This is a genomic window from Bdellovibrio sp. HCB117, from assembly GCF_047305915.1.
GTDB classification, from domain to species: Bacteria; Bdellovibrionota; Bdellovibrionia; order Bdellovibrionales; family Bdellovibrionaceae; genus Bdellovibrio; species Bdellovibrio bacteriovorus_B.
Genome location: NZ_CP178622.1, coordinates 145569 through 168526, shown reverse-complemented (window position 1 = coordinate 168526; position 22958 = coordinate 145569). Strand labels below are relative to the sequence as shown.

General features: G+C 43.9%; 21 protein-coding genes. 13 read left to right on the top strand and 8 right to left on the bottom strand.

The window, feature by feature from the left end; all coding sequences use genetic code 11:
* Positions 1–43: 43 nt before the first annotated feature.
* Positions 44–2017 (top strand): hypothetical protein, encoded by a 1974-nt coding sequence (locus tag ACLWBD_RS00855; protein WP_413569218.1) that lies wholly within the window; start codon positions 44–46, stop codon positions 2015–2017.
* Positions 1996–2547, top strand: coding sequence for a hypothetical protein (locus tag ACLWBD_RS00850; protein ID WP_413569217.1), 552 nt, complete (start codon positions 1996–1998; stop codon positions 2545–2547). Before ACLWBD_RS00855 ends, ACLWBD_RS00850 begins: the two co-directional genes overlap by 22 nt.
* A 6-nt stretch (positions 2548–2553) precedes the next feature.
* Here the strand turns inward: ACLWBD_RS00850 and ACLWBD_RS00845 are convergent, their stop codons facing one another.
* From ACLWBD_RS00845 to ACLWBD_RS00820, 6 genes are read right to left on the bottom strand one after another with little or no spacing between them, the layout of a single operon-like run.
* The gene (locus tag ACLWBD_RS00845) at positions 2554–3114 is read right to left on the bottom strand and encodes a NifU family protein (RefSeq protein WP_413569216.1); all 561 of its coding nucleotides are present in this window, start codon (positions 3112–3114) and stop codon (positions 2554–2556) included.
* Positions 3111–4340 carry an aminotransferase class V-fold PLP-dependent enzyme gene (locus tag ACLWBD_RS00840; RefSeq protein WP_413569215.1) on the bottom strand — a complete coding sequence of 410 codons (1230 nt, stop codon included), beginning with the start codon at positions 4338–4340 and terminating at the stop codon, positions 3111–3113. The genes ACLWBD_RS00845 and ACLWBD_RS00840 overlap by 4 nt, the downstream gene beginning before the upstream one ends.
* 3 nt (positions 4341–4343) lie before the next feature.
* Positions 4344–5600 carry a Fe-S cluster assembly protein SufD gene (gene sufD / locus ACLWBD_RS00835; protein WP_413569214.1) on the bottom strand — a complete coding sequence of 419 codons (1257 nt, stop codon included), beginning with the start codon at positions 5598–5600 and terminating at the stop codon, positions 4344–4346.
* Positions 5601–5621: 21 nt separating this feature from the next.
* The gene (gene sufC / locus ACLWBD_RS00830; protein WP_041872487.1) at positions 5622–6371 is read right to left on the bottom strand and encodes a Fe-S cluster assembly ATPase SufC; all 750 of its coding nucleotides are present in this window, start codon (positions 6369–6371) and stop codon (positions 5622–5624) included.
* Positions 6372–6395: 24 nt separating this feature from the next.
* Positions 6396–7847 (bottom strand): Fe-S cluster assembly protein SufB, encoded by a 1452-nt coding sequence (gene sufB, locus ACLWBD_RS00825; RefSeq protein WP_063206013.1) that lies wholly within the window; start codon positions 7845–7847, stop codon positions 6396–6398.
* Entirely contained in the window at positions 7837–8292 is a 456-nt protein-coding gene (locus ACLWBD_RS00820; RefSeq protein WP_063206012.1) for an RrF2 family transcriptional regulator, read from the bottom strand. The genes sufB and ACLWBD_RS00820 overlap by 11 nt, the downstream gene beginning before the upstream one ends.
* A 213-nt stretch (positions 8293–8505) precedes the next feature.
* Between ACLWBD_RS00820 and ACLWBD_RS00815 the strand changes: the two genes are divergently transcribed.
* The 7 genes from ACLWBD_RS00815 (at position 8506) to ACLWBD_RS00785 (ending at position 15791) form a co-directional block, all read left to right on the top strand.
* Positions 8506–9372 carry a hypothetical protein gene (locus ACLWBD_RS00815; RefSeq protein WP_413569213.1) on the top strand — a complete coding sequence of 289 codons (867 nt, stop codon included), beginning with the start codon at positions 8506–8508 and terminating at the stop codon, positions 9370–9372.
* Between the two features lie 72 nt (positions 9373–9444).
* Positions 9445–10182, top strand: a complete 738-nt coding sequence (gene tolQ, locus ACLWBD_RS00810) for a protein TolQ (protein ID WP_063206008.1) — start codon at positions 9445–9447, stop codon at positions 10180–10182.
* 8 nt (positions 10183–10190) lie between these two features.
* Positions 10191–10607 (top strand): ExbD/TolR family protein, encoded by a 417-nt coding sequence (locus ACLWBD_RS00805; RefSeq protein WP_063206610.1) that lies wholly within the window; start codon positions 10191–10193, stop codon positions 10605–10607.
* Positions 10604–11437: an energy transducer TonB gene (locus ACLWBD_RS00800; RefSeq protein WP_413569212.1), complete on the top strand. Its 834-nt coding sequence runs from the start codon at positions 10604–10606 to the stop codon at positions 11435–11437. Before ACLWBD_RS00805 ends, ACLWBD_RS00800 begins: the two co-directional genes overlap by 4 nt.
* A gap of 10 nt (positions 11438–11447) precedes the next feature.
* Positions 11448–12830, top strand: a complete 1383-nt coding sequence (locus ACLWBD_RS00795; protein WP_063206004.1) for a PD40 domain-containing protein — start codon at positions 11448–11450, stop codon at positions 12828–12830.
* The gene (locus ACLWBD_RS00790) at positions 12823–15123 is read left to right on the top strand and encodes a glutamine-synthetase adenylyltransferase (protein WP_413569211.1); all 2301 of its coding nucleotides are present in this window, start codon (positions 12823–12825) and stop codon (positions 15121–15123) included. Before ACLWBD_RS00795 ends, ACLWBD_RS00790 begins: the two co-directional genes overlap by 8 nt.
* A gap of 161 nt (positions 15124–15284) precedes the next feature.
* The gene (locus ACLWBD_RS00785; RefSeq protein ID WP_063206609.1) at positions 15285–15791 is read left to right on the top strand and encodes a peptidylprolyl isomerase; all 507 of its coding nucleotides are present in this window, start codon (positions 15285–15287) and stop codon (positions 15789–15791) included.
* 51 nt (positions 15792–15842) lie between these two features.
* Here ACLWBD_RS00785 and ACLWBD_RS00780 read toward each other — a convergent pair whose 3' ends face one another.
* The gene (locus ACLWBD_RS00780) at positions 15843–16304 is read right to left on the bottom strand and encodes a hypothetical protein (protein ID WP_063206001.1); all 462 of its coding nucleotides are present in this window, start codon (positions 16302–16304) and stop codon (positions 15843–15845) included.
* Positions 16305–16347: 43 nt separating this feature from the next.
* Positions 16348–16728: a thioredoxin gene (gene trxA / locus ACLWBD_RS00775; RefSeq protein ID WP_301335609.1), complete on the bottom strand. Its 381-nt coding sequence runs from the start codon at positions 16726–16728 to the stop codon at positions 16348–16350.
* 82 nt (positions 16729–16810) lie between these two features.
* Between trxA and ACLWBD_RS00770 the strand changes: the two genes are divergently transcribed.
* The 4 genes from ACLWBD_RS00770 to ACLWBD_RS00755 all read left to right on the top strand — a co-directional run bounded on the left by ACLWBD_RS00770 (position 16811) and on the right by ACLWBD_RS00755 (position 22954).
* Positions 16811–17290, top strand: a complete 480-nt coding sequence (locus tag ACLWBD_RS00770; protein WP_063205997.1) for a DUF3015 family protein — start codon at positions 16811–16813, stop codon at positions 17288–17290.
* Positions 17280–19085 (top strand): DUF4105 domain-containing protein, encoded by a 1806-nt coding sequence (locus ACLWBD_RS00765; RefSeq protein WP_413569210.1) that lies wholly within the window; start codon positions 17280–17282, stop codon positions 19083–19085. The genes ACLWBD_RS00770 and ACLWBD_RS00765 overlap by 11 nt, the downstream gene beginning before the upstream one ends.
* A 125-nt stretch (positions 19086–19210) precedes the next feature.
* Positions 19211–22045 (top strand): hypothetical protein, encoded by a 2835-nt coding sequence (locus tag ACLWBD_RS00760; protein WP_413569209.1) that lies wholly within the window; start codon positions 19211–19213, stop codon positions 22043–22045.
* Positions 22046–22291: 246 nt separating this feature from the next.
* On the top strand, positions 22292–22954 hold the full coding sequence (locus tag ACLWBD_RS00755; protein WP_063205991.1) for a hypothetical protein: 663 nt from the start codon (positions 22292–22294) through the stop codon (positions 22952–22954).
* Positions 22955–22958 lie beyond the last annotated feature (4 nt).

Here is a 22958-nt window from a genome sequence, read left to right as displayed (position 1 = left end):
AACCCGCGTTCAGTCATGCCTTTTTAAGGCCGATAAGTTCCTTATGAAATCAAGGATTTTAGCGGCTGCTATTTGCATCCTCTCGTTATCTATTACTGCATGCGGTGGTGGCGGCTTTTCGCCGAATGACTATGCTTCTAGACCGGCCTCGGCGGAACCTGCCTACTATGGCAGTCCCAAGGATGTCAGTGATCCGGTGGTGGTCACGATTCCAGCGAAGTTTCTTTATCGTGCGCTTACTTTCAATATTCCTGAAGACTCTGGAAATCGTAATGGACTAGGCGCTGTCGTATCCGCAGCCAATGCATTCCCAATTCCGTTCGCTGAATTCCATGTTTACGACTCTGGCGGCAACCGCGTGCAACAAGGCGAAACAAATACTCAAGGCGTTGCCATCTTTGAAATGCCCAAGACTACGGGAACTTATACCTTGAGAGTCTTCTCCCGCGCTTACAACGACTACCTTAAAGTTAGCGTGCTTGAAGATATCTATGCCAATACTCCGTACTCCATTTCCAAAACGTTTACGATTGGAAGTTCCAATGTGACGTCAGGAACGTTAGATCTTACGTCGTCTCCTGTATATGCAGAAGCGAACGAGGCCATCTCTTCAAAAGTTGAAGGTGGCGCTTTCAATATCATGTACGATATCTTGTTAGCTAACGAATACATTCGTCGCAACATTAACAAGAACGGCACTGTAGCGGGACAACCAGAAACCAACACTAACAAATGGTGGGTGGCTGAAAAAGTGACCGTCTATTGGAAGGCCGGCTTTAATCCTTATTCTTACTTCAATTCATCAAGTCCCCTATCCTTTTATTCTCCAGGAGAAAGAAAGCTTTATATTCTTGGCGGAGTTAATGGCGATGTTAAGGGGTCAGACACCGATCACTTTGACGACTCCGTGATTCTTCATGAATACGGTCATTTCTTAGAAGACGTTTACGGAAACTCTGAATCTCCGGGTGGATCGCACAACGGTAACTTTATCATTGATGCGCGCTTAGCTTGGAGTGAAGGCTGGGCAAACTATCTTCAAGGCGCTATTCTTACTGGTGCCGATGCCAAAGGAAATTCTGCATCTGAAGATCGCATTCCGACCTCTAAAAAATTCCACTATTACGTGGATACATACGGATACAAAGGTGGATGTTCGACCTGTATTGGTATTTCCTTCAATCTTGCCGCAGTTGGCACAGACACCTCGCAACCCGACAACGTGAACTCAGACCTTGCAGGGACTGGAACCTTCCGCGAAGTTTCAATCGCTCGTACGCTTTATAAATCTACTCGCAGCACATCTTCAAGCTACGACACTTTAAAACCAGGCGGAGGAGTGACGTTTGCAAATATTTGGAAGGTTTTTGCAGGGGAAGATACATCGAGCCACAATCGTGCGAATCCCTTAAGTCTAAGCCTCGCAAATACGGCAAAATATCCTATTCCTAACGTGGGATTGTTTAACTGGCTCTTAGATCAAAGTAATTTCGATACGACTCAGTGGAATGACATTTTGACTGAAGAAAAGCAGAATAAAACTACGCAGGATTATGCCTATTTCTTATCTGCCGGCACTTGCAGTGGCGTGACTTTCAACGGTGGTGCCGCTGAAGTTAAGATGAGCACTTCGGATTCAGTCCGTCGCTCCAATCAACAAAAGAATAATGACTTCTATCTTTATAAACACGATGGCGGGTCTGCGACACTTTCGATTGATATCTCTACGTCTGGTAGTTATCCGCCAGATCTTGATCTAATTCTTTACTACGGATCTTACGTCTACTTCGAAGATGACTATTGGTACGCAAATTACAAAAGCCCTTACATTGCGAAACAAAGTAGAACCGTGGCCTCAAGTTCAGAAACTGTTTCTTTGAGCGGATTGCCAGCGGGCTATTACATGCTCAATGTGAAAATCAATGCTTACGGAAAAGACAACTGGCAGATGGCCGGCTCGTCGACGTACACAATTAGAAAAGGATCCCAGCAGCTATGCGGTACAGAACAGCCTTAACTTTATTCGTAGCTCTTATTTTTGGAATCACAGGTTGGGCCTATGTTTCCAATAAAGATAAAAAGCGTGAACCTGCTTCGGTGAAAAGCAAGTTCTGGATGCCAGTTCCCGTGGGAAAACATCTTGCTCTTCTAAAAGTTGAAGTGGCTCCGACTGAAATTCCTGATTCAGGAAACTCAGATGTAAACCTCGTAGGTCGAATTTTAGTGAATCAAGAGATGACCAGCGATCTTTCGTATGTCTGGGCCATCCCTGAAGACGTGCAAGTCGTTGAGGGTCAGCTTAGCGACAGCCTTGCTAACGTTAAAATGGGTCAGATCGTTGAAGTAAGATTAACCGTCAGCGGATTTAATAAAGAAAAGCAGCGCATGATTTCCTTGCAGGCCTCGGGCTCGCGCGGAGAAGAAAAAATGGGAAGCTCTGCCGTTGTCGTCAGTCGTCCCGAAGATACTTGGGAGTCTGTGGCAGTTGAAATGAAAAAGGCCGCTGATGAACAACTCGGTCCCGAGTCTAAACCAGTCGGCCGATAAGAAAAATTAAACCGGAATCACTTCGATTTCGGAATTGAACTGATCACGAAGAATTCCTTCGATCGCCATCAAGGTTCCTGACGTGGCGCTAGGGCAAGTTCCGCAAGCCCCTTGATAAAACACGTAAAGCTTATTGTCTTCGTATTTCACCACATCTAAGTCACCACCATCACCTTGCAGACCAGGACGAACTGTTTCATCCAAAATCTCTTCAATGCGCTGAACTTCTGGCGGAAGACTAGCACGACGCAATTTCTTTTCGTCCATTTGCGTTTGATTTGGATTGTGCACCGGCATGCGCGTTTGAATCACGGCACAAACATTTTTTTGAATTTCTTCAGGGTCCGCATCGAAGTTGTGCGTGATCGTGATCACGTTCTGGAAGAAGTGAACCTGACGAACACCATCAACTTGAAACAAAGCGGAAGCCAGCAAGCTTTGATCAGCTTCTTTGGCATCAGCATAAGTGGCTTTACCTTCATTCAAAACAGGGCGATCCAATACAAATTTCCAAGCATTAGGGTTCGGAGTCGCTTGAATACGGATGAGTACATCTTGGCTGCTCATAACAACATCTCCCGGGCTTTCACCACGGCTTTTACTAAAGCATCAACATCTTGATGATTATTATACACGGAAAAAGAAGCGCGAACGGTTCCAGGAACACCCAGTCTAGTCATTAAAGGCTGAGTGCAATGGTGGCCCGCGCGAACCGCTACACCTTCCTGATCTAGGATTTGACCTACGTCAGAATGGTGAGCCCCTTTAATATTAAAGGAAAGAATAGGACCTTTGTTTTCAGAAGTTCCGAAGATTTTCACATCTGGAATCGCTGACAACTTTTCAGTCGCATACTTTAAAAGATCCATTTCATAGCTGTGGATTTTATCGAGTCCGATACGGTTGACGAAATCGATCGCCGCGTGCAATCCGACCGCGCCTTCAATATGCGGTGTTCCCGCTTCAAAACGGAAAGGCACGTCGTTGTAAGTCGTCTTTTCAACAGTGACTTTAGCAATCATACTGCCGCCACCTTGATACGGAGACATTCCATCAAGAATTTCTTTTTTTCCGTAAACCACACCCATACCAAAAGGTCCGAAAACCTTGTGAGCCGAGAATACAAAGAAATCACAATCGATATCCTGGACATCCACTTTGGCTTGAGAAACAACTTGGGCACCATCAATAAGAACTTTTGCGCCCACTTCATGAGCAAGCTTCGTCAAAAGTTTCATATCATTGTTCGTGCCTAAAACATTCGAGCAGCCCGTGAAAGCCACCATTTTTGTTTTAGAAGAAAGTTTCTTTTTGAAATCTTCAATATTCAGTTCGCCATTATCTAAAATATCTGCGGCTAACACTTTCGCACCGACTTTTTCGGCGACCATTTGCCAAGGAACGATATTCCCGTGATGCTCCATCACCGTAATAAGAATTTCATCGCCTTCTTTTAGATTCATCATCGCCCACGAGTGAGCAACAAGGTTCACACCCTCAGTGGTTCCACGAACAAAAACGATTTCTTCTGGCATACGGGCATTTAAGAACTGAGCCACGCTATTGCGAGCAGACTCAAAGGCTTGAGTAGCAACATCACCCAGGTAATGCGCGCCACGGTGCACGTTGGAAGTTTCGAAAGAATAAAAATGAGTAATACGATCAATCACCGACTTCGGCTTCAACGTTGTTGCGCCGCTATCCAAATAAATCAAATTCTTCCCATGCACCTTTTGTGTCAGGGCAGGGAATTCATTTCTTACGGAGGTGAAGATCTGCTCTAGTTGACTCATTTCTTATCCAATTACATGAAGACGCGTGAACGCTTCATCCAAATGACGAGTCAGCCATTTTTGAATGCTGTCGTCAGAAATTTTATAAATAACTTCAGAAAGAAAACCGTAGCTTAGCATCGGAATCGCTTTTGACTTGGGAATCGCACGTGATTGTAAATAGAAAAGCTCTTCGCGATTCAATTGACCCACCGTCGAACCGTGCGCTGCCTTTACGTCATCAGCATAAACTTCTAAGCCCGGCTTGCTATCCGCTTCAGCCTTAGAGCTTAAAAGCAAATTATTATTAAGCTGAGCTGAATCGGCTTTCTGCGCGCCTTTTTGAATAAGAACTTTACCGCTAAATACGGAGCGGGACTCTCCATCCAAAATGCCTTTATAAAGCTGATTCGTGTGACACTCACCAACCTGATGGTTGATCAAGGAAGTGTTATCCACATGTTGTTTGCCGCTGACAGCATAAACGCCCAAGATCTCTGTCGAAGAACCTTGGCCCGTTAAAGTCACATCTAAAGAGTGACGAGATAACATCGCACCCGTCGCAAAAGCCAAGCTTTCTACGTTCGCATTCTTTTCAACTGTCAGACGAGTGCGACCGATATTCACGGCCGCCTCTCCTTCGCCTTGCACACGCACGTACACGACTTTCGCACTTTCACCTACGTGAAGATCCATCACAGAGTTCACGAAGTAAGAAGTGGCTTGTCCATAGTAGCTTTCCAAAATCTTAACAGATGAACGCGCACCGATGTTTACTGAAATACGCGGATTCACCATCAAGGCTTTGCCGCCTTCTGTAGAAGTGAAAAACACGAAATTCACAGGTTTTTCCACAGAGGTTTCTTTCGCCAACGAAAGAACAAACGGCTTAGAAAGATAAGCGCCGTTGAGAGCATCAAAAGTATCATCGAATTGAGTCGGATACTCTGAAAGCTCACGCAAAGAAAAGCCCATCGGCAATTCTTCAGATAAAGTTTTATTCAAAACACCGTTAAAGAAAACGATGTTGATAAATTCTGGATTCAAATACTTTTTGATCGTCACCACTGTGTCGTGGCTAGGCTCAAAAGGATTCACTGCACTCGGAGTGTACTCAGTTTCGCCCAGAACTTTTACGCTGGTATAATGCCACTCTTCATCTTTACGAGTCGGAAGACCCTTGCGAGAGGCATAGTCAAAGCCAGCCTGACGGAAGGACGCTAGAGCTCCTTCTGCCGGTTGTGTTTGACTGAATTTTTCATAGGTTGAAAGCAAATTCATTTCTTCACCTCGACGGCTGACTTACGTCAACCAGTCATACCCTTTGTCTTCAAGTTTCAGGGCCAAAGAGCTATCGCCTGTTTCAACGATTTTTCCACCCAACAAAACATGAACGTAATCAGGCTTGATATAATCAAGAAGTCTTTGATAGTGAGTGACCATCACGATCGCGTTGTCTTTACGACGAAGCTTGTTCACACCTTCAGAAACAATGCGAAGAGCATCGATATCAAGACCTGAATCCGTCTCGTCAAGAAGAGCTAAGCGCGGAGATAAAACCGCCATTTGCAGAATTTCATTTTTCTTCTTTTCACCGCCAGAGAAACCGGTGTTTACAGGGCGATCCAAGTACTCGGGCTTCATACCAACAAGCTTTAATTTCTGAACTAGGAATTCACGGAACTCCCCTTCAGGCATTGGCTCAGAACCTTGATGTTGCAAGATCGAATTAAAAGACGTATGCAAGAACGTAAAGTTTGAAACGCCTGGAACTTCGATAGGATATTGGAATGCCAAGAAGATACCTTCTTTGGCTCTTTCGTCTGGCTCAAGTTCCAAAAGGTTTTTCATTTGGAAGTTCACTTCATACTTTACTTCTCCGCCAGTCACTTCATATGCAGGGTGACCCGCAAGAACTTTAGATAAAGTAGATTTACCAGAACCGTTGGGTCCCATGATCGCATGAACTTCACCTGGCTTGATTGTCAGGTTCAAGCCTTTAAGAATTTCTTTTTCTTCAACACGTGCGTGGAGGTTTTTAATTTCTAACATAACTCTTACCTTTACGTCGCGGGATTAACCCACGCTATTTTCCAATTTCATTTCAATCAACTTCACGGCTTCTACGGCAAATTCTAGAGGCAATTCTTTAAAGACCTCTTTACAGAAACCGTTAACGAGCATCGAAATTGTTTTTTCCATATCCAAACCACGAGATTGCAAATAGAAGATCTGATCTTCACTAATACGTGAAGTCGTCGCTTCGTGCTCAATCATGGCAGACTTATTTTTCACTTCAATATAAGGATAAGTGCTGGCACTGCACTTATCGCCCACAAGCATCGAATCACACTGAGAATAATTTCGCGCGTTTTCTGCTGAAGGCATGATTTTTACTTGGCCACGGTAAGCATTTGAAGACTTATCCGTTGAAATACCTTTAGAGATGATCGTGCTCTTTGTATTCTTACCGATGTGGATCATCTTCGTGCCGGTATCGGCTTGCATCAGATCATGAGTCAAAGCCACAGAATAGAAAGCACCTTCAGAATAATCGCCTTGCAAGATACAAGAAGGATATTTCCAAGTGATCGCAGAGCCTGACTCCACTTGAGTCCAAGAAATTTTTGAACGTTTGCCGGCCGCTTTTCCACGCTTCGTTACGAAGTTGTAGATACCACCGCGGCCTTCTTTATCACCCGTATACCAGTTTTGAACTGTCGAATACTTAATCTCTGCATCGTCCAAAGCTACCAATTCAACAACAGCGGCATGCAATTGGTTTTCGTCACGTTGAGGCGCCGTACAGCCCTCAAGATAATTCACGTAACCACCTTCATCGCAAACCAAAAGAGTTCTTTCAAACTGACCGGTGTCTTTCGCATTGATACGGAAGTAAGTGGAAAGATCAATCGGACAACGAACACCTTTAGGGATGTAGCAGAACGAACCATCTGTAAAAACAGCTGCGTTCAAAGCCGCATAGTAGTTGTCAGTGTAGGGAACAACCGAACCCAAATATTTTTTAACGAGCTCTGGGTGCTTTTGCACAGCTTCAGAAATAGAGCAGAAGATAACTCCGGCTTTATCCAAAACTTCTGTGTGTGTTGTGCCGACAGAGACAGAGTCAAAAACTACGTCAACGGCAATACCAGAAATACGCTTTTGCTCTGACAAAGGGATGCCCAGCTTTTCAAACGTCTTGATCAACTCGGGATCTAAATCGTCCAAAGATTTTGGTTTGTCGGCTTCCGCCTGTTTTTTCGGAGCGGAATAGTAACGAATATCCTGGAAATCAATCTTTGGATAAGAAACATGCGCCCATGTGGGCTCAACCATTGTTAACCAATGACGATAAGCCTTCAGGCGATATTCTAACATCCATTCAGGTTCATTTTTCTTTTGCGAGATCAAACGAATGATGTCTTCGTTCAAACCTTTTTGAACGTCGTCGGTTTCGATATCTGTCGTAAAACCGTATTTGTATTCGTAAGACTCAAGAGGGTTGTTGGAGGATTTATTGTCCATGAGCCTCTGCCTCCGCTGACTTTTTGCCAGCTAATGATGATTTATCCACAAGCAGCTCTTTCAAACTCAGGCTTCGATAGAATTCCGTGAGACGATGATTAAGTTGAGTGATGGGGGAAACGATGTTGCAAGTTCCTTGAATTTCACAAGGAGCCTCTTTGTGAAGGCATTTCACCAAAGCCGTTGGGCCTTCGATGATTTCCACAAGATCGTGGATAGAGACTTTAGAAAGATCCTTCGTGATTTGATAACCACCGTTAGCACCATATTCGGCGCGAAGAATTCCTTTTTGTGCCATTTGTTGCATAACTCGAGCTGTCGCATCAAAAGGCGTATTAAAAGAATCGGAAACTTCTTTCGCGGACGTCAATTCGCCAGGAATCTTTTTACTCATGTGCTTTAAAGCCATGAGGGCGTATTCGAGTTTGCGGTTGATCTTGTTCATGATTCGTTCTCTGCTCTTTTTGAGCTGCTTTCAGTGGGCATCTAAATGTGCGTCCACAGTAGGGCTATGACCCCGTTTCTAAACGAAAGTGAAATGAAAAACAAGGGTAAATACGCCTAATTTTAACGTATTTAAGACTGTGACAGAAAAGAATCGCTTAGTTTTGGAAAAATTTGCTGATTTCAATGCTTTAGAATGCTATACGAAGGTCTTATGAGAATCTTTTTCATTACCATTTGCAGCCTTGCCGTCGTCGGTATTCTTATTTTGTCCGCCCGTATTTGGGGCCTGGGCCAACACTATAAAGCTTACGAGCACGCCTTCTTTTCGGGCCCTGCTCCGCTGATTATCGTAAAAGCGGACACTCTGGAAAAAGCGCAACAGGCGATCAAAACCAAGTCTGACGTCGTTCTTTGGTTGGATGTGCGCTTTTCTCGCGAAAAGACGCCTTTTATTTTGCCCGCTTCTCGCGATGTTGAATTCCTAGACATGAAACACAAGCTGCAAGAGGAAAATCCCTCAACACCTATCATGATTGGTGGAAAGCTGAATGAATATCCATGGGAGCAAATCAACGAGTTCTATAAAACCACCCCGGCCCTCAAAGAATACTACGAACAGTTTCCGCAAACTCGCTTCATCCTGAATGTCGTTGATAACGTGGCTGACGCGCATACGACGCTGGTTAGTACGATCCAAGATTTAAAACCCAACGAGCGAACTCTTATTCAAAGTGACGCCTTGATCATTATGAAAACGATCAAAGAGATCAAGCCAGAGTGGGTGTATGGAACGAGCACTCCGGATCTTATGCGTATGCTGACATTTGATTCGATGTGGATTCTTCCATCGACGCAATTTGCTGGAGATGTTTTCATCGCACCATTTACTTTGATGAAACGCCCCGCATTCAATGACGACATCATTGAAGAAATGCGTCGTCGCAAAAAAAGAATTTTCTTGGGTCCTATTCAAAGTGAATCTCAATTTGCTGAAGCGAGTCGCTACAAGGCAGATGGTTTGATCACGGACAATTTACCACAATTACTTCATCTTCTCGGCCAAGGTCCTGCTCAATAGGTTGAACTCAGGACCATTTGGACATATCTTTTTACCTTAGGGATCGATGCGTCCCATATCGGAGGTCAAGATATGTCCGCTTTATTTGTTAACGTGGCTCAGGCCGCACCCTCTGTGTCAGTGAACACAAGCTCCATGGATGCGATTTTTCAAGCTAGCCCTGTTGTCCAATTAACTCTTCTTATCCTTATTCTGCTTTCCGTGTTTTGTTGGGCCATCGGATTTACGAAATATCAAACGTTTAAGAAGATGACTAACTCGGACGAGCTTTTCTTAAGCAAATTCTGGAAAGTGAATTCTCTGGACACTCTTTATGAAGACATCGACCAGTACAACGACTCTTCAATCGCGCGTGTGTTTAAAGCGGCATACCTTGAAATGAAGAAGATCTCTGAATCGCCTTTGCTAGCGAAAACAGAGGGCGATAAGCCAATTCTTTCAGGCATCGACAATCTTCAACGTGTTCTTAATAAGGCTTCTGAAAACGAAATTTCTAAATTGGAATCTCGTTTAACTGTTCTAGCGACAACAGGAAGTACAGGTCCTTTCATCGGTCTTTTCGGAACGGTTTGGGGGATCATGGGTTCTTTCCACAAAATCGGTCAAACTGGTACAGCAAGCCTTGCAGTTGTTGCTCCTGGTATCTCGGAAGCATTGATTGCAACAGCGATCGGTCTTGCGGCGGCAATTCCAGCCGTTGTTTTGTATAACAATTTTATCTCTCGCATTCGCAAACAAGAAATCGCTTTGAACAACTTCAACGCAGACTTCTTGAATATTGTTAAACGCAACTTCTTCCAAGGAAACTAATCGTGGGAATGGGTAATGGGGGCGGAAAATCAAAAAGCCGCGCAACATTAAGTGAGATCAACGTGACGCCTTTGGTGGACGTCATGCTGGTACTTCTCATTATGTTCATGGTGACGACTCCGCTGATGCAACAAGGGATCGAAGTGGATCTTCCGAAGACATCGTCGTCGGGAGTCGAATTGAACGAGGAACCTTTTGTTTTGGTTATTGGGCCGGACCAAAAAATGACCGTGGCAAAAACGAAAATTGCCATGAACGAGCTTCGTCCAAAATTAAAAGCCATCTTTGAAAATAAAAAGAACAAACAAGTTTATATCCAAGCAGACCGCAAAGTAGATTACGGCTTCGTCGCGGAAGCCATGGCGGAAGTACGTGCTGCAGGGATCTTTAACATCGGCCTTATCACGGTTCCAAAAGATCAGTGAACTACTTAGAAGAAGAAAAACAGCATGATGACCAACTCTCTCGCGGCATAGGGATCTCTATTGCTCTGCACGCGGCTATTATTTCAGTGTTCACACTGAAGGCTGTTTTCTTTACGCCCGAGCCTATTGATTTTTCTCAAGCGGTCCGAGTTGATATGGTGGGACTTCCGGATAAGGTAGAACCTAAAACTTTGCCTGCGCCCGCGAAAGAAGAGGCCAAGGCCGCTTTGCCAGAAAAGAATCAGGCCGAGGAAAAAACTGTGGAAAAACCACCTGAAAAAGTGGTTGAAAAGAAAACTCCGCCAAAGCCTGAGCCCGCAAAACCTGTTGCTAAAAAAGAAGACGGCGTAAATCTTGAAAAAGTAAAATCACAGCAACAAAACGCGCTGGATAAACTCAAAGCCATGGCGGCTTTAGATAAGATCAAAAACGATGTCGCTGAAGAAAAGCGAAAGGCCGCAGCCGGTGCGGGAAAATCTGATTCCGGTGCGCAAAAAATCAAAGGCAATGTGTTGTCACCGGGAACTTCGTTGACCGGACTCACGAAACTTCAACATGACACATACGCCTCTGACTTAGATAAACATATCAAAAACAATTGGGCCCTTCCCGAGTGGTTGGCGAAGCGAGACTTCAAAGCCCAAGCCGTAGTTTTCATTGATTCACGTGGCAACATTTTGGGAAGAAAAATTGTTAAAAGCAGTGGAAATCCCAGTTACGATGAGGAAGTATTACAAACTATTGATAAGTCGGCTCCCTTCCCTGCGCCGCCAGAGAAGTTTTTAGCCATCGTATCCGTAGATGGAATTCTGATTGGATTCCCAGAATAGGAGATCACACATGATGAAGCAGCTCTTAGCCTTGCTCCTTGTACTAAGTATTTGTCCTTTGTTCGCTCAAGCTCAATCGAGCGGTATCTATATTAAACTTGGTGAAGCTCGTACAAAGAAAAGTCTTTTGGCTTTGCCCGCTCTGCAATATTTTGGCTCTCCTTCATCGGGTTCCAAAAATCAATCTGTCGGTGTAGAGATCTTTAATACCATCACTAATGATCTGACAGTGTCGGCCTATTTCCAGTTCATCAGCCAAAGCGCTTTCCTTGAAGACACTAGCAAAACGGGTTTGATGCCCGCACCGGGTTCTCCAAATGGATTTAAGTTTCAAAGCTGGTCAGCTATTGGGGCCGACTTCTTGATTCGCGCAGGATATTCTATTGTAGGCAATGAACTCACTTTAGAAACTTACCTTTACCACGTCCCTCGTGCGAACTTGATCGCAGGCAAAAAGTATAAAGGGCCGGTTTCGAGCGCACGTCGTATTGCTCATACATTCTCTAACGACGTTCTTAAAGCTTTAACTGGTAAAGAAGGCCCTTTCCTTTCAAAAGTTGTGGCGTCTTCAGATCGCGCCGGCGCGCAAACAAAAGAGATTTTTGTGATGGACTGGGATGGCGCGAATATGGATCAGGTTTCCAGCCATCGCAGTATTTCAATTTCTCCGGCGTGGTCTCCTGACGGAAAGAAAATCGCTTACACTTCTTACGTGAAACGTGTTGGTGCTAAATTCAGAAACGCAGACATGCTTCTATTAGACTTGGCTTCGGGCCGTCGCTCTTTAATTTCTTATCGCCAAGGGATTAATTCAGGAGCGGCGTTTTCGCCAGACAATCGTCACATTTATTTGACGATCTCTCAGGGAAACAATCCTGATATCTACAAAATGACTTTGGATGGAACTTTGGTGGGTAAAATCACTAACGGTCCTTCGGGAGCAATGAACGTAGAACCCACTCTGTCTAATGACGGAAAACTTGCGTTTTCTTCAGATCGCGCCGGTCGTCCGATGATTTACACAGCCAATGGCGATGGTTCGGCGGTGAAACGTATCACTTTCGCGGGCGTGTTTAACTCTTCGCCAAGTTGGTCTCCAGACGGATCCAAAATCGCGTTCGCGGGTCAAAGTGAAGATCACTTCGACATCTTCGTGATGAATGCGGATGGCACTGGAATGATTCGTCTGACTTCCGCAAAACAGCCCAACGGAAAATGGGCTAGCAATGAAGATCCTTCCTTCTCTCCGGATGGTCGCTTTGTCATGTACACAAGCAACCGCACTGGAAAAAATCAGATCTATATTTCCACAGTCGACGGAACTGAAGAGCGTCGCGTGACGACAGACAACTACAACTACTACAAGCCGAAGTGGTCTAAAAACCTTGAGTAATCTTCCTTTAGAGGAACAACTTAGAAAAGAGCGAAACGAGATCTGGTCTCGCTTCGCTCTGGCTTCAAAAAACAACTCTGAATCCGCCCCAAAAATCTGTCTTGAGTGGAGTCACTCTGCAGAGAGTCTTCTAAAAATCGCATTTCAACATTGTTTTTCAGGACAGAAAATAGCCCTCTTTGCCCTGGGCAAGTTGGGTTCGTTAGAATTGAATCTAAGCTCTGACGTAGATGTTTTGCTGGTTGCTGAAACCGGGAATGATGTTTCGCTTTCGTCTCTTCGTAAATTTCAAAAGCTTCTGACGGAAAGAACTTTCCAGGGATTTGTATTTCGCGTGGATTTTGATTTACGACCCGGGGGAAAGCAGGGTCCGCTCATTCCCACGTTAGATCAATTCAAAGACTATTACGGCAACTACGGCGAAACTTGGGAAAGATTGGCATTTGTCCGTCTGCGACCCATCTGTGGTGATAGCGATGTTGAAAGGGAAGTCCTTTCTTTTTCGAAAAAGTTTTCATTTCGCAAGCACTTGGACTTTACACTTCTAGAAGACTTAAAAACTTTGCGCTCCAAAATTCAAAGTCACTATTGGGCCAGAACGACAGCAGATGTGATTGATTTGAAGCTCGGTGTCGGCGGCATCCGAGACGTCGAACTTTTTGCTCATGCTTTGCAAGTCATTCACGGAGGCAAAGATCCCGACCTGCAAGTGCGTGGAACCACGGAAGCGTTGAATCTTCTCAGTCAAAAGCATCTTTTGCCTTCGGATGAAGCGGAGTTCTTGAAGTCGCACTACTGGAATTTACGAAGTATCGAAAACTATGTTCAAGCACTTAACGATGAACAGACACATTTGATCAATACACAAGACGAACACCCAGAGTTCATCACGCAGTCACTAAAAAGCCTCCCCTCGCAGATGAAACGCTGTGATCAAATCGTGAAAGGACTTCTTGGTGAAGCTCCTTCGGATCTTTCTTTAGAACAAGAGTTAAAAAAGCTCGGCCTTCCGGAAAATCAAATTCAAGAACTTTGGCAGGAAATTCTGGGCCAAGAAGTTCTTTCGCGAAATAAAAATCGCGACGAGCTTGCCCGTAAAGCGTTTTTAGCAGCCTTCTTAGAAACCTTGCGTGAACAAAAAGGGGACATCCATCGTGGGCTTTTGCTTTTAAAAGATTTTATTCATGGTACACGTGCGAAAGCTTCCTTCTTTTCGATGCTTTTGCGAGAAAAGGAATTATTGCAAGAGCTGGCTTGGCTTTTTGGTCATTCACCCTATCTATCACGCATTCTTTGCAATCGGCCAGAACTACTAGACAGTTTCGTGTATCGCATGCAGGACAAACTTTCAGAAGATCTTGGATCTTTATTGGAAGAACTTGCGGAAAAAAAGCTTCTTTCGGAAGTCATCAATGGAAGTCAGTATCTCGAAGACAAAAATCTGCCTGTATTGGTTAAGAATCTGACGTCAACTGCGGATCTCGTTGTTGAAAATCTATTGCGCGCTTTGAAGCGCGATCACCCTTCTGCCATTCAAGTTTTGGCTTTAGGAAAATGGGGCGGAGAAGAATTAGGGTTTAGATCAGATCTAGATTTTCTTTTCGTCGTTCCTGATGAACCCACGGAAAATGATTTTAAAGTCGCTAAAAGATTTATCACCCGGCTGACTGAACCGCATCGCGGAGGAAATATCTATTCTATAGATATGCGTCTTCGTCCTTCTGGAAAAGCAGGTCCCATCGTAATTCCTCGCAAAGATTTAGAAGATTATCTGTCGAAAGAAGCCTCGGCTTGGGAGCGACAGGCTTATTTAAAGGCGCGCTTTATTGGGAGCGACGAAGTGTCTCCTTTGCAATCCTATATCCATCGTGGCCTCACAGATGCGGATCTTTTGGAGCTTGAAAAAATCCGCACGCAACTTGTGGTGCCGTCCGCATCGAACTTAAAATACAGCGAAGGCGGTTTGGTGGACGTAGAACTTGCGGCGCAAGCCTTTGTCCTTTTTCACAAAATCACTCCTAAGAATTCAAATACGACGAGTTTTTTTGCGGCCATGGGAGCCGAAGGATCTGTTCTTCAACAGAATTACGATCGATTGCGTCAAATTGAACAAATGCTACAACTTGTTGCGTCAGAATCACTCGTCGAACTGCAGTCAAATCACGAGTCCTTTCAAGCGCTTGCCTTAGCGCTCCAAATTTCTCCTGATGAATTACAACTGGAAGTTTCTCGTCTGATCAACGGGAATATTACACTCCTGAAGGCACTTGACCCTCGCAGGCAGCCTCACTAATAGTGAGAGAGTTGGACAAAAGTCAGGGAGTAAAAATGTCGAAGAATATCGATATTAAAAAGGTATTTTGGATTTACCTATTTGCATTCTTGTTAGCGGCTTTCAGTTTCCGCGCAGACGCAAAGACCGACGCAAAAACGACGAAGAAGGGAAATAAGGAAATGTTCGCACTATTTGAAACAACTAAAGGGAACTTTAAAGTTAAGCTTTTGAGCGATAAAGCGCCTAAGACAGTTGAAAACTTCGTAGGTTTGGCTGAAGGCACGAAAGAATGGACTGATCCTAAAACTGGCAGCAAAGTAAAAAAGCCATTTTATGACGGTTTGGTATTCCACCGTGTTATCAAAGATTTCATGATTCAAGGTGGTTGCCCACTTGGAACTGGAACTGGCGGCCCAGGTTACCGTTTTGAAGACGAGTTCACTCCTGGCCAACAAAAACACGATAAACCAGGCATCCTTTCTATGGCGAACGCAGGTCCAAATACAAACGGATCACAGTTCTTCGTAACAACTGTTCCAACTCCTTGGTTGGATGGCCGTCACACAGTGTTCGGTGAAGTTGTTGAAGGTATGGACGTAGTTCACTCTATCGAGAACTCTAAAACGGGTCCGATGGACCGCCCAGTTGAAGCTGTTGTGATCAAACACGTTAAGATCGTAAAATAGTTTCGAATTGATTTAAAAACTAAAAAGCCCGATGTTTCCATCGGGCTTTTTTTATTTCTTCTTCGGACAAAATTGTTCAGAACGAACCCAGAACGCCGGTGTACACATATCGTCCTGCCACACATTTTCTTTGTTCGTGGTGTAGCCATAATACCAAACAAGTCTGTCATCTTGAGACTTCAGATTCAGCACGTTGGGCATTTTGTAAGGAGTGCTGCCGTTGATCGCATAACACCAGCCGTAGGCGCGCATTTCGGAGTTAGAAACAATTTCTAACGAATCCAACCCCGTCGGCGTATTGATGATAGAGTTCATGCCTTCAGGCCCGCCGATATAAGGAATTTTGTTCGCATCGAAAATTGCGACCGTGATGTCCCCAACCGACTTATTTAAATCGACATCGACTTTGCCGTGATGAACGGGCTTGTCGTCGCAAGGACCATAGACCTCCCAAGTAATGGCTTGAGAGTATGAAGAAGCTGATAAAATAAGAGCGAATAGAGTCTTTTTCATGGGGCCCTATCTATCAATTAAATAGAGCCCTGGCATCTTATTTCTAAGAATTTTGTTTGCGGACTTCTTCCATGTCGATTTCTTTTGATTTTTCTACAACCTGTTCGAGGATTTCTTCGGGTAAAGCACCTGGCTGCACAAAAATAATATCGCCCTCTTTAATAACTGCCAGAGTAGGAATTGACTTAATCTCAAACTGCGAAGCCAGCTCCAGCTCAGCATCTGTGTCTACTTTTGCAAACACCACATCGGGATGCTTTAAGGCAACGGCCTCAAAGATAGGCGCAAAACGACGGCAAGGCCCACACCAGGTTGCCCAAAAATCTATGATCACAAGTTGGTTGTTCTCGACAGTTTCTTTGATGTTGTCTTTCGTCATTACCATTACAGCCATCGTGAATATCCTCCTTAGGCGTTGGTCCATGAATGCTTTTGCACCTACTAAAAGCTTTGATGTTAAAACTTAAATACGCAACGATTTAATAAAACTTATGGAGGATTCACGGATGAAAAAGTTAATTTTGTCGTTCATCGTTTTATTTGGAGCTAATGCTTGGGCCGCTGGCGATGCTGGCTGTGGTTTGGGCAGCATGGTAATTTCTAAAAACACAAAACTTCTGCAACTTTTTGCAATGACGACGAATAATACGACTTTGACTCAACCTTTCGGTATTACTTCAGGTACTTCCGGTTGCAACGCTCACGGTTTGGTTATGGCTGAAAAAGAAGTTCAATACTTCGTGGAAGTGAATCAAGAAGATCTTTCTCGCGAGATGGCGCAAGGTCATGGTGAAAAATTAGCGACTTTGGCGCAAATGAAAGGCTGCCATAATGAAGCTTCTCAAAAAGCTTTTGGTTCTTTCACGCAAAGCTCTTATGAAAGAATCATCCCTGCTGCAAACACAACAGCTTCAGACCTAGTGCAAAATTTAAACAGAGAACTTGCGACACAGAGTGATCTAAATACAATGTGTCATGGTTCGTAATTTCGTCTTTTGTCTTTTTCTTATTGCCCCACTTTTTACGTGGGGCTTTTCTTTAGATAAAATCTCTGCCTATCAAAAACAAGCTATCGAACGCGAGATGTGGAAAGATCCTCAGTGGATTCGTTTGGGTCATTATCGCAAGACTTGGCTTGGTGATTTTAAGTCTCCTCTGTTAGGAAACTTTTTCCTTTCTTCAGAAGGTTCTGTGAGTCCGCGTGAAGAACTATTAAAGACCATCGAGGTTCTTTTTTCTTCTGACGAGAGTGCTAAAAAGTATCAGTGTCATTACCTTGCGCGCACGTCATGGCTGAAAGGCGCGCTTAAGATGGATGCGAAAGATATCGTCGCCTGTCCTGAGCGCGATGCCTGGAAGAAGCAACTGGGTGCCACAGAATTATTTTTAGTCTTTGCTTCAAGTGATTTGAATAGTGCGGGTTCTAGCTTCGGTCACACTTTTCTTCGCCTGCATAACCCTAAAAATGTAAAGCAATTGGAACTTCTCGATTACGGAATCAACTATGCTGCGATGACCGGACCTGATGGTGGCGCACTTTACGCCTTGAAGGGCCTTTTTGGTTTTTATCCCGGAAATTATTCGATGCTTCCCTATTATCAGAAAATGCGCGAGTACACGAACCTCGAAGGAAGAAACCTTTGGGAGTATCGATTAAATCTTTCCTCCTCTGAAGTTTCGTTTTTAATCGATCATTTGCTTGAGCTTGAGGGCAGCTATGCTGATTATTATTTTTTAAGCGATAATTGCTCTCAGCAAATTTTGGAACTTATTGAAGTTGCAAAACCCCATTTAGATCTGTCGGGCCAGTTCCATGATGCGACGATCCCCCTGGACACCGTTAAAACATTGAACGATCACTGGTTGCTTTCCGATGAAAAACTGCGACTTTCGCTTCAAACAGAGTGGCGAGCTCGTTACGCCGGATTAAATTTAGCTCAGAAAAACGCACTTAAGAAAATAGTGCGACATCAAGATACTTCATCACTCGCAAGTTTAGACGTGAAAGAAAAAGCCGAAACTCTCGAGGCCTCTATTAGCTATCTAGCGGTAAAAGAATATCGAGAGGAAAAAGAATATAAAAATGAGAAATATGCTTTGTCAGTAGCGCGCGCGCGACTGGGGCCCCAAACATCTCCTGTGAAGATTCCCCAACCGCGGTCACCTTTAAGCAGTCCTAATTCCGTGGCTTGGTATTTAGGATACAGTCAATTTGATCACGAAGATTTTTATCGCTTTAAGTTTCGCAGAGCTTTTCACGATCTTTTATCCGATGACAGTGGGCTTTCGCCATTTTCTCATTTAGAAATCTTGAGTTTTGATTTTCGCTATTTTTCAGAGAATCAAAATTTGGATCTTTATGAAGCCGTGCTTTTAAAATCTTTTTCAACGGCGCCCGTGACCACTTTGGATACTCCCGTTTCTTGGCGAGTTGAAGTTGGAACTATGCCAAAACTTGTCCCCTATTTTAACATGGCGGCCGGATTTAGTTTTGATTTTTCTTTTCTTGAAGCCACTAGGATTTCATTGCTTGGCGTCTCTGAAAACTTAAATCTGACAGAGGTTGCTCAACCTCATTTAGGTCCCGAGATTTTACTGATGACAAAGACACCGGGAATGCGTGCTCTTGTCGGTACCAAGTATCTTTACAATACTTCTGAAGGCCGTGGCTTTTTTGAGAATAAGGCCGGTGTCTCTTTCGATGTTCTTAATTTCGAAATTCGTTTCGAAGGTCGCATGCGGGATGAGCTCCCCGAATTTACCGCCTCTGTCATATTCTAGACACCAGGGTGCCTAGTTTCGTCCTGTCTCACAATGAGACGTGCCAAGCTCTTCTATATTTTATCTAAAGGGCCCAAAGCTTGCTTCTATCCAGTGTGAGACACAACCGTCTTCAAGGAGCAGCCATGAAATGGTTCCAAAAAACACTTACTGCGATCGCCACGTTCAATATGGTATTTTCGCCAGTTATTGCTTCGGCTGCCCCAGAGTGGACGGAAAAAGATAAGGCGCAATTAGCTCATTATCGCGATTACTTGGAACCACTCGGATACCGTCTGACATTAGATCCTAATGAAAAGAAAGCGCTAGTTTACGATAAGAATACTAATAAGTTAGCTATGGAAGTTCCTTTTGCTGAAGAAGGTGAACTTCGCAAGTACTCTCCAAAATCTTTAAATCATATGTTGATGGAAGAAATGGTGCGCGTAAAACAAGCTTCTAAAGCTTCTTGGTCGCACTCTGTAAGAAATCTTCCTGCTGAATCTGCGATCTTCTTCGTAGCGATGGGAGCTGTGGTTGCGGGTCAGCTTATTACGAACTATTCGCAAAATCCCATTGCGATGAAACAACACATTGAGCACTCCCTTTCACCTATTGGTGTTTTTGGTTTCTTTACGTTCATGTATTCACAAGGTGTTACGGCCAATGTTCTTTCTATGTATATGAAAAATCCTAAGTTCCACCACATGATTCCTTACCTTGGAATGACGGTCGGAGCTTTCTTGCAAACTTACCTTTCTCAAGTGGCGTCTGATCCAAATGTTATGGCGTGTGCAAAAGTCATGATGGGTGGTAAAGTCTCTGAAAAAGACCAAGCTAATGGCATTGATGCAGATCCGTGCTCTAAAGCCTATGAATACCTAGTTCTGAAAAAGAAACTTTGGGAGTTCGCACCGGGCATCGTTTCTATGTTGATCTCTTCAGGTCTTGCGGGTGTAGCTCAATCGGTTCTTACTAAAACTGTATTGCGCATCACAGGCGTGGATATCGCTCTTTGGTTGGTTCCAGGCACAATGCACCTTAAAGGCATCCGTCTTCTTCTAGTAAAAGGTTTGCAAATCACGGCGTTCGTAGCTATCGACATGTGGCTAAACCGCATCGTGGTCTCAACATGGAAAAACATGTACGACGGTGCCGATTTCTACGACGTCAATGACCGCTTGAACGATAAAATGAATCTTATGAAGAAAAGCCGTTGGGCCGCTGACGACAAAGATCTTCAGGCAGAAATGAAAGACTTCCGTAAAAAGATGACAGACTGGCGTATGATGAATATGTCTGAGGTGTACGAGGCTCACTCGAACTGGTCAGAGGCTTTGCACCAAATGACATCTATGTTTAATACGAGCTATTCGTTCTATGATGCTTTTGTTTCTGAAGTAAGAAAAGCCCGGGACGAAAGTGCTCCCAATAAATTCCTGACTATGACTTATCCATTCAACGGTGTCGTCGCTAAAGGCCTTACGGACGACATGAAAGATACTTACTACCTAAAACCGCAAGTTTTAGAAGGTATGCAGTTGAAAACTATCAAAGAAGGTTTAGCAAATGCTGATACTCTTCTTCAAAGCGAAGACGCGAAGTATTTATATCCGCCAGAAAAGAAAAAGATTACGGGCATTCTTGAAAAAATTCGCTCTACCGAAAGAGACGTTATCGGTGCTGGTCTTTCTGAACTTTACGAAGAAATCGGCATCGCTATGCAAAACATCTCTACATCTATGGTTTACCGCGATCTTCTTAGAAAGATCTATGGGTCTTTCGGTAAGCCTTACCCAATGATGGAGCCCGGTCGCGGTTGGGTGGAATCCTATGCAAATGCGCCGATGAATGAAGAAACTGTGAAAGGTGCGAAGTACTATCGCCAAGTGGGTCTTTTCATGACTCCAAAGGTAACTGACTATTTAGTCATGCAGATGCTGTGCGGACCTGATGTTGAAAATGGCGGTCAAGCTATTAAGAATTCTCGCGGATATCCATCGGTCTTCTTGCCCCCGCAGATCGGAAATCCGGCAGATCAGTTTAATGCTTGCAATCACTTAGGCATGGCTCCACTTATGCCTAAAGATATCTATAAATATCCTCTTCAAACTGCTGACAGAAAAAAGCAGTACAAAGGCGCTATTGACTATCTTATCCACGAAACTCGTCCGTCAGTCATCGGCACTGCTGAAGAATCGGCATTCCAGAATTGGTGGAAAACAAGAACAGAAGCACAAATGCAAAAAGCATTTGAAGAGTATGGCAAAAGCTATGACGAAATCGTCGCTAAGATGGTGAAAGCCGTCTATTACCCAGGTCGTAAATTCTTCAATGGTCGTCCTTTGGTAACGAATCCAGTGAAAACTTTGAAAATTTATTTCGATTCGACAACTCGCAGTCGCTATTTGGAAGGTGGTCCGGTTTACAACGGCGCTATGAATTCTGCATTCCAAGAAGAAAGAGTGTATCTTTCGATCTTGGGTGATTTGCTGCAACCTTCTTCTGAATTTAAGGTTGATATCGCGCACATCCTTGAAAAGGATTTAACTCATCCAGCATTGAAAGAAGTAGAAAATCAATTCGCTGTTCTTAACGGCATGATGAAACGTATTAAGGTTACCAATAAAGAAGGCCGTGAAGTTGTTGAATCCGACCTTGAAAACTATGAGCTTGAGGAACAACTTCAAAACATCCAAGGTTCTGTAAAAAAGCTTGCGACAGCTCTAGGTGTCGGAGACGAGCAAGAAGGTGCCGTTGTTCAATTGAACAAACAACAGCGCAATGTCGCCGTTACCGCTTTGGAACAGCTTCAAGGCTTGGCGACCGAAGTGATGATGTATGGATCGATGGCTAATGCCGTTAGCTGGAGCAAGATCAGAAACTTGAAGAAACTCGATATTGAACAACAAAAGTTCAATAACGAAATTCAAGCAAGGCTAGATGCCATGAGAGGCATCTCAATGCCAGGTAAGCACTAAAATCGACAATTTGAAGTACCGGTAATTTGAAGGGCGTGAATCTCCACGCCCTTTTTTCGTTTCTGAATAATCCTGTAATATTATGGCTTTAGGCCCCGTCTCAAAACGAGATCCGACTAACAAAAAACGCTCTCCGTTAGATCTCTGACACTTCAGTTAGAACTAATGCGTATAGAGTGCCTAAGGACCTGGTAAGTCTTTTGCTTATTAATCCATTGTATCGATTTACAAAATTAGGGAGAGAGTATGAAAAAGGCATTTGTAACAGGAATTATCGTTTTGGCATCTTCTTTTGCAGTGGCAGCACCAGTTAAAACTTCTCGTGAGTTGCTAGTGGACTACACAAAGCAAATCAAAGAGTTTGCATATGGTAAAGGTGGCACGGCTACTAAAATCCAAAAAAGCAAAGAAGCTCATGAAGCGATCGCAAAAGCCGTCGAACTTCCTAGTCATGCTTCTGACATTGCTAAATCTCTTTCAGACAGCCCAGCGCGCATCGAATCGATGATGACGATCGTAGCGGCCAAAAAAATGAGTGGTGAAGTATCTAAAACTGATGCCGCCGAAGGAAAATCCCTAAGAGATTCTGCTGACGCTTCAGCAAAAGTAATTGCTAATAGTTGGATGAGAAAACTCGACAGAGAATCGAATCTAACGAAAGAAGAAATGGAAGTGACGTCCAAAGCTCTTGATAGAATGGAAAATGACATTCCAACAAAAATGCTAACGGATTTCTCTAAAGCAGAAAGAGATTCCTACACTCAAATCATCGAAAGATATGATGTCTTGAACAACTCTTCAGCTTCTAAAAAGAATGAAGACAACTTCGTTCAAGCTATCATGGAAGTGAAAAAAGTTGATCGCGCAAAGGCTCTTGAGATCGTAAGAAAACTTAAAGAATGCGTTTAATCTA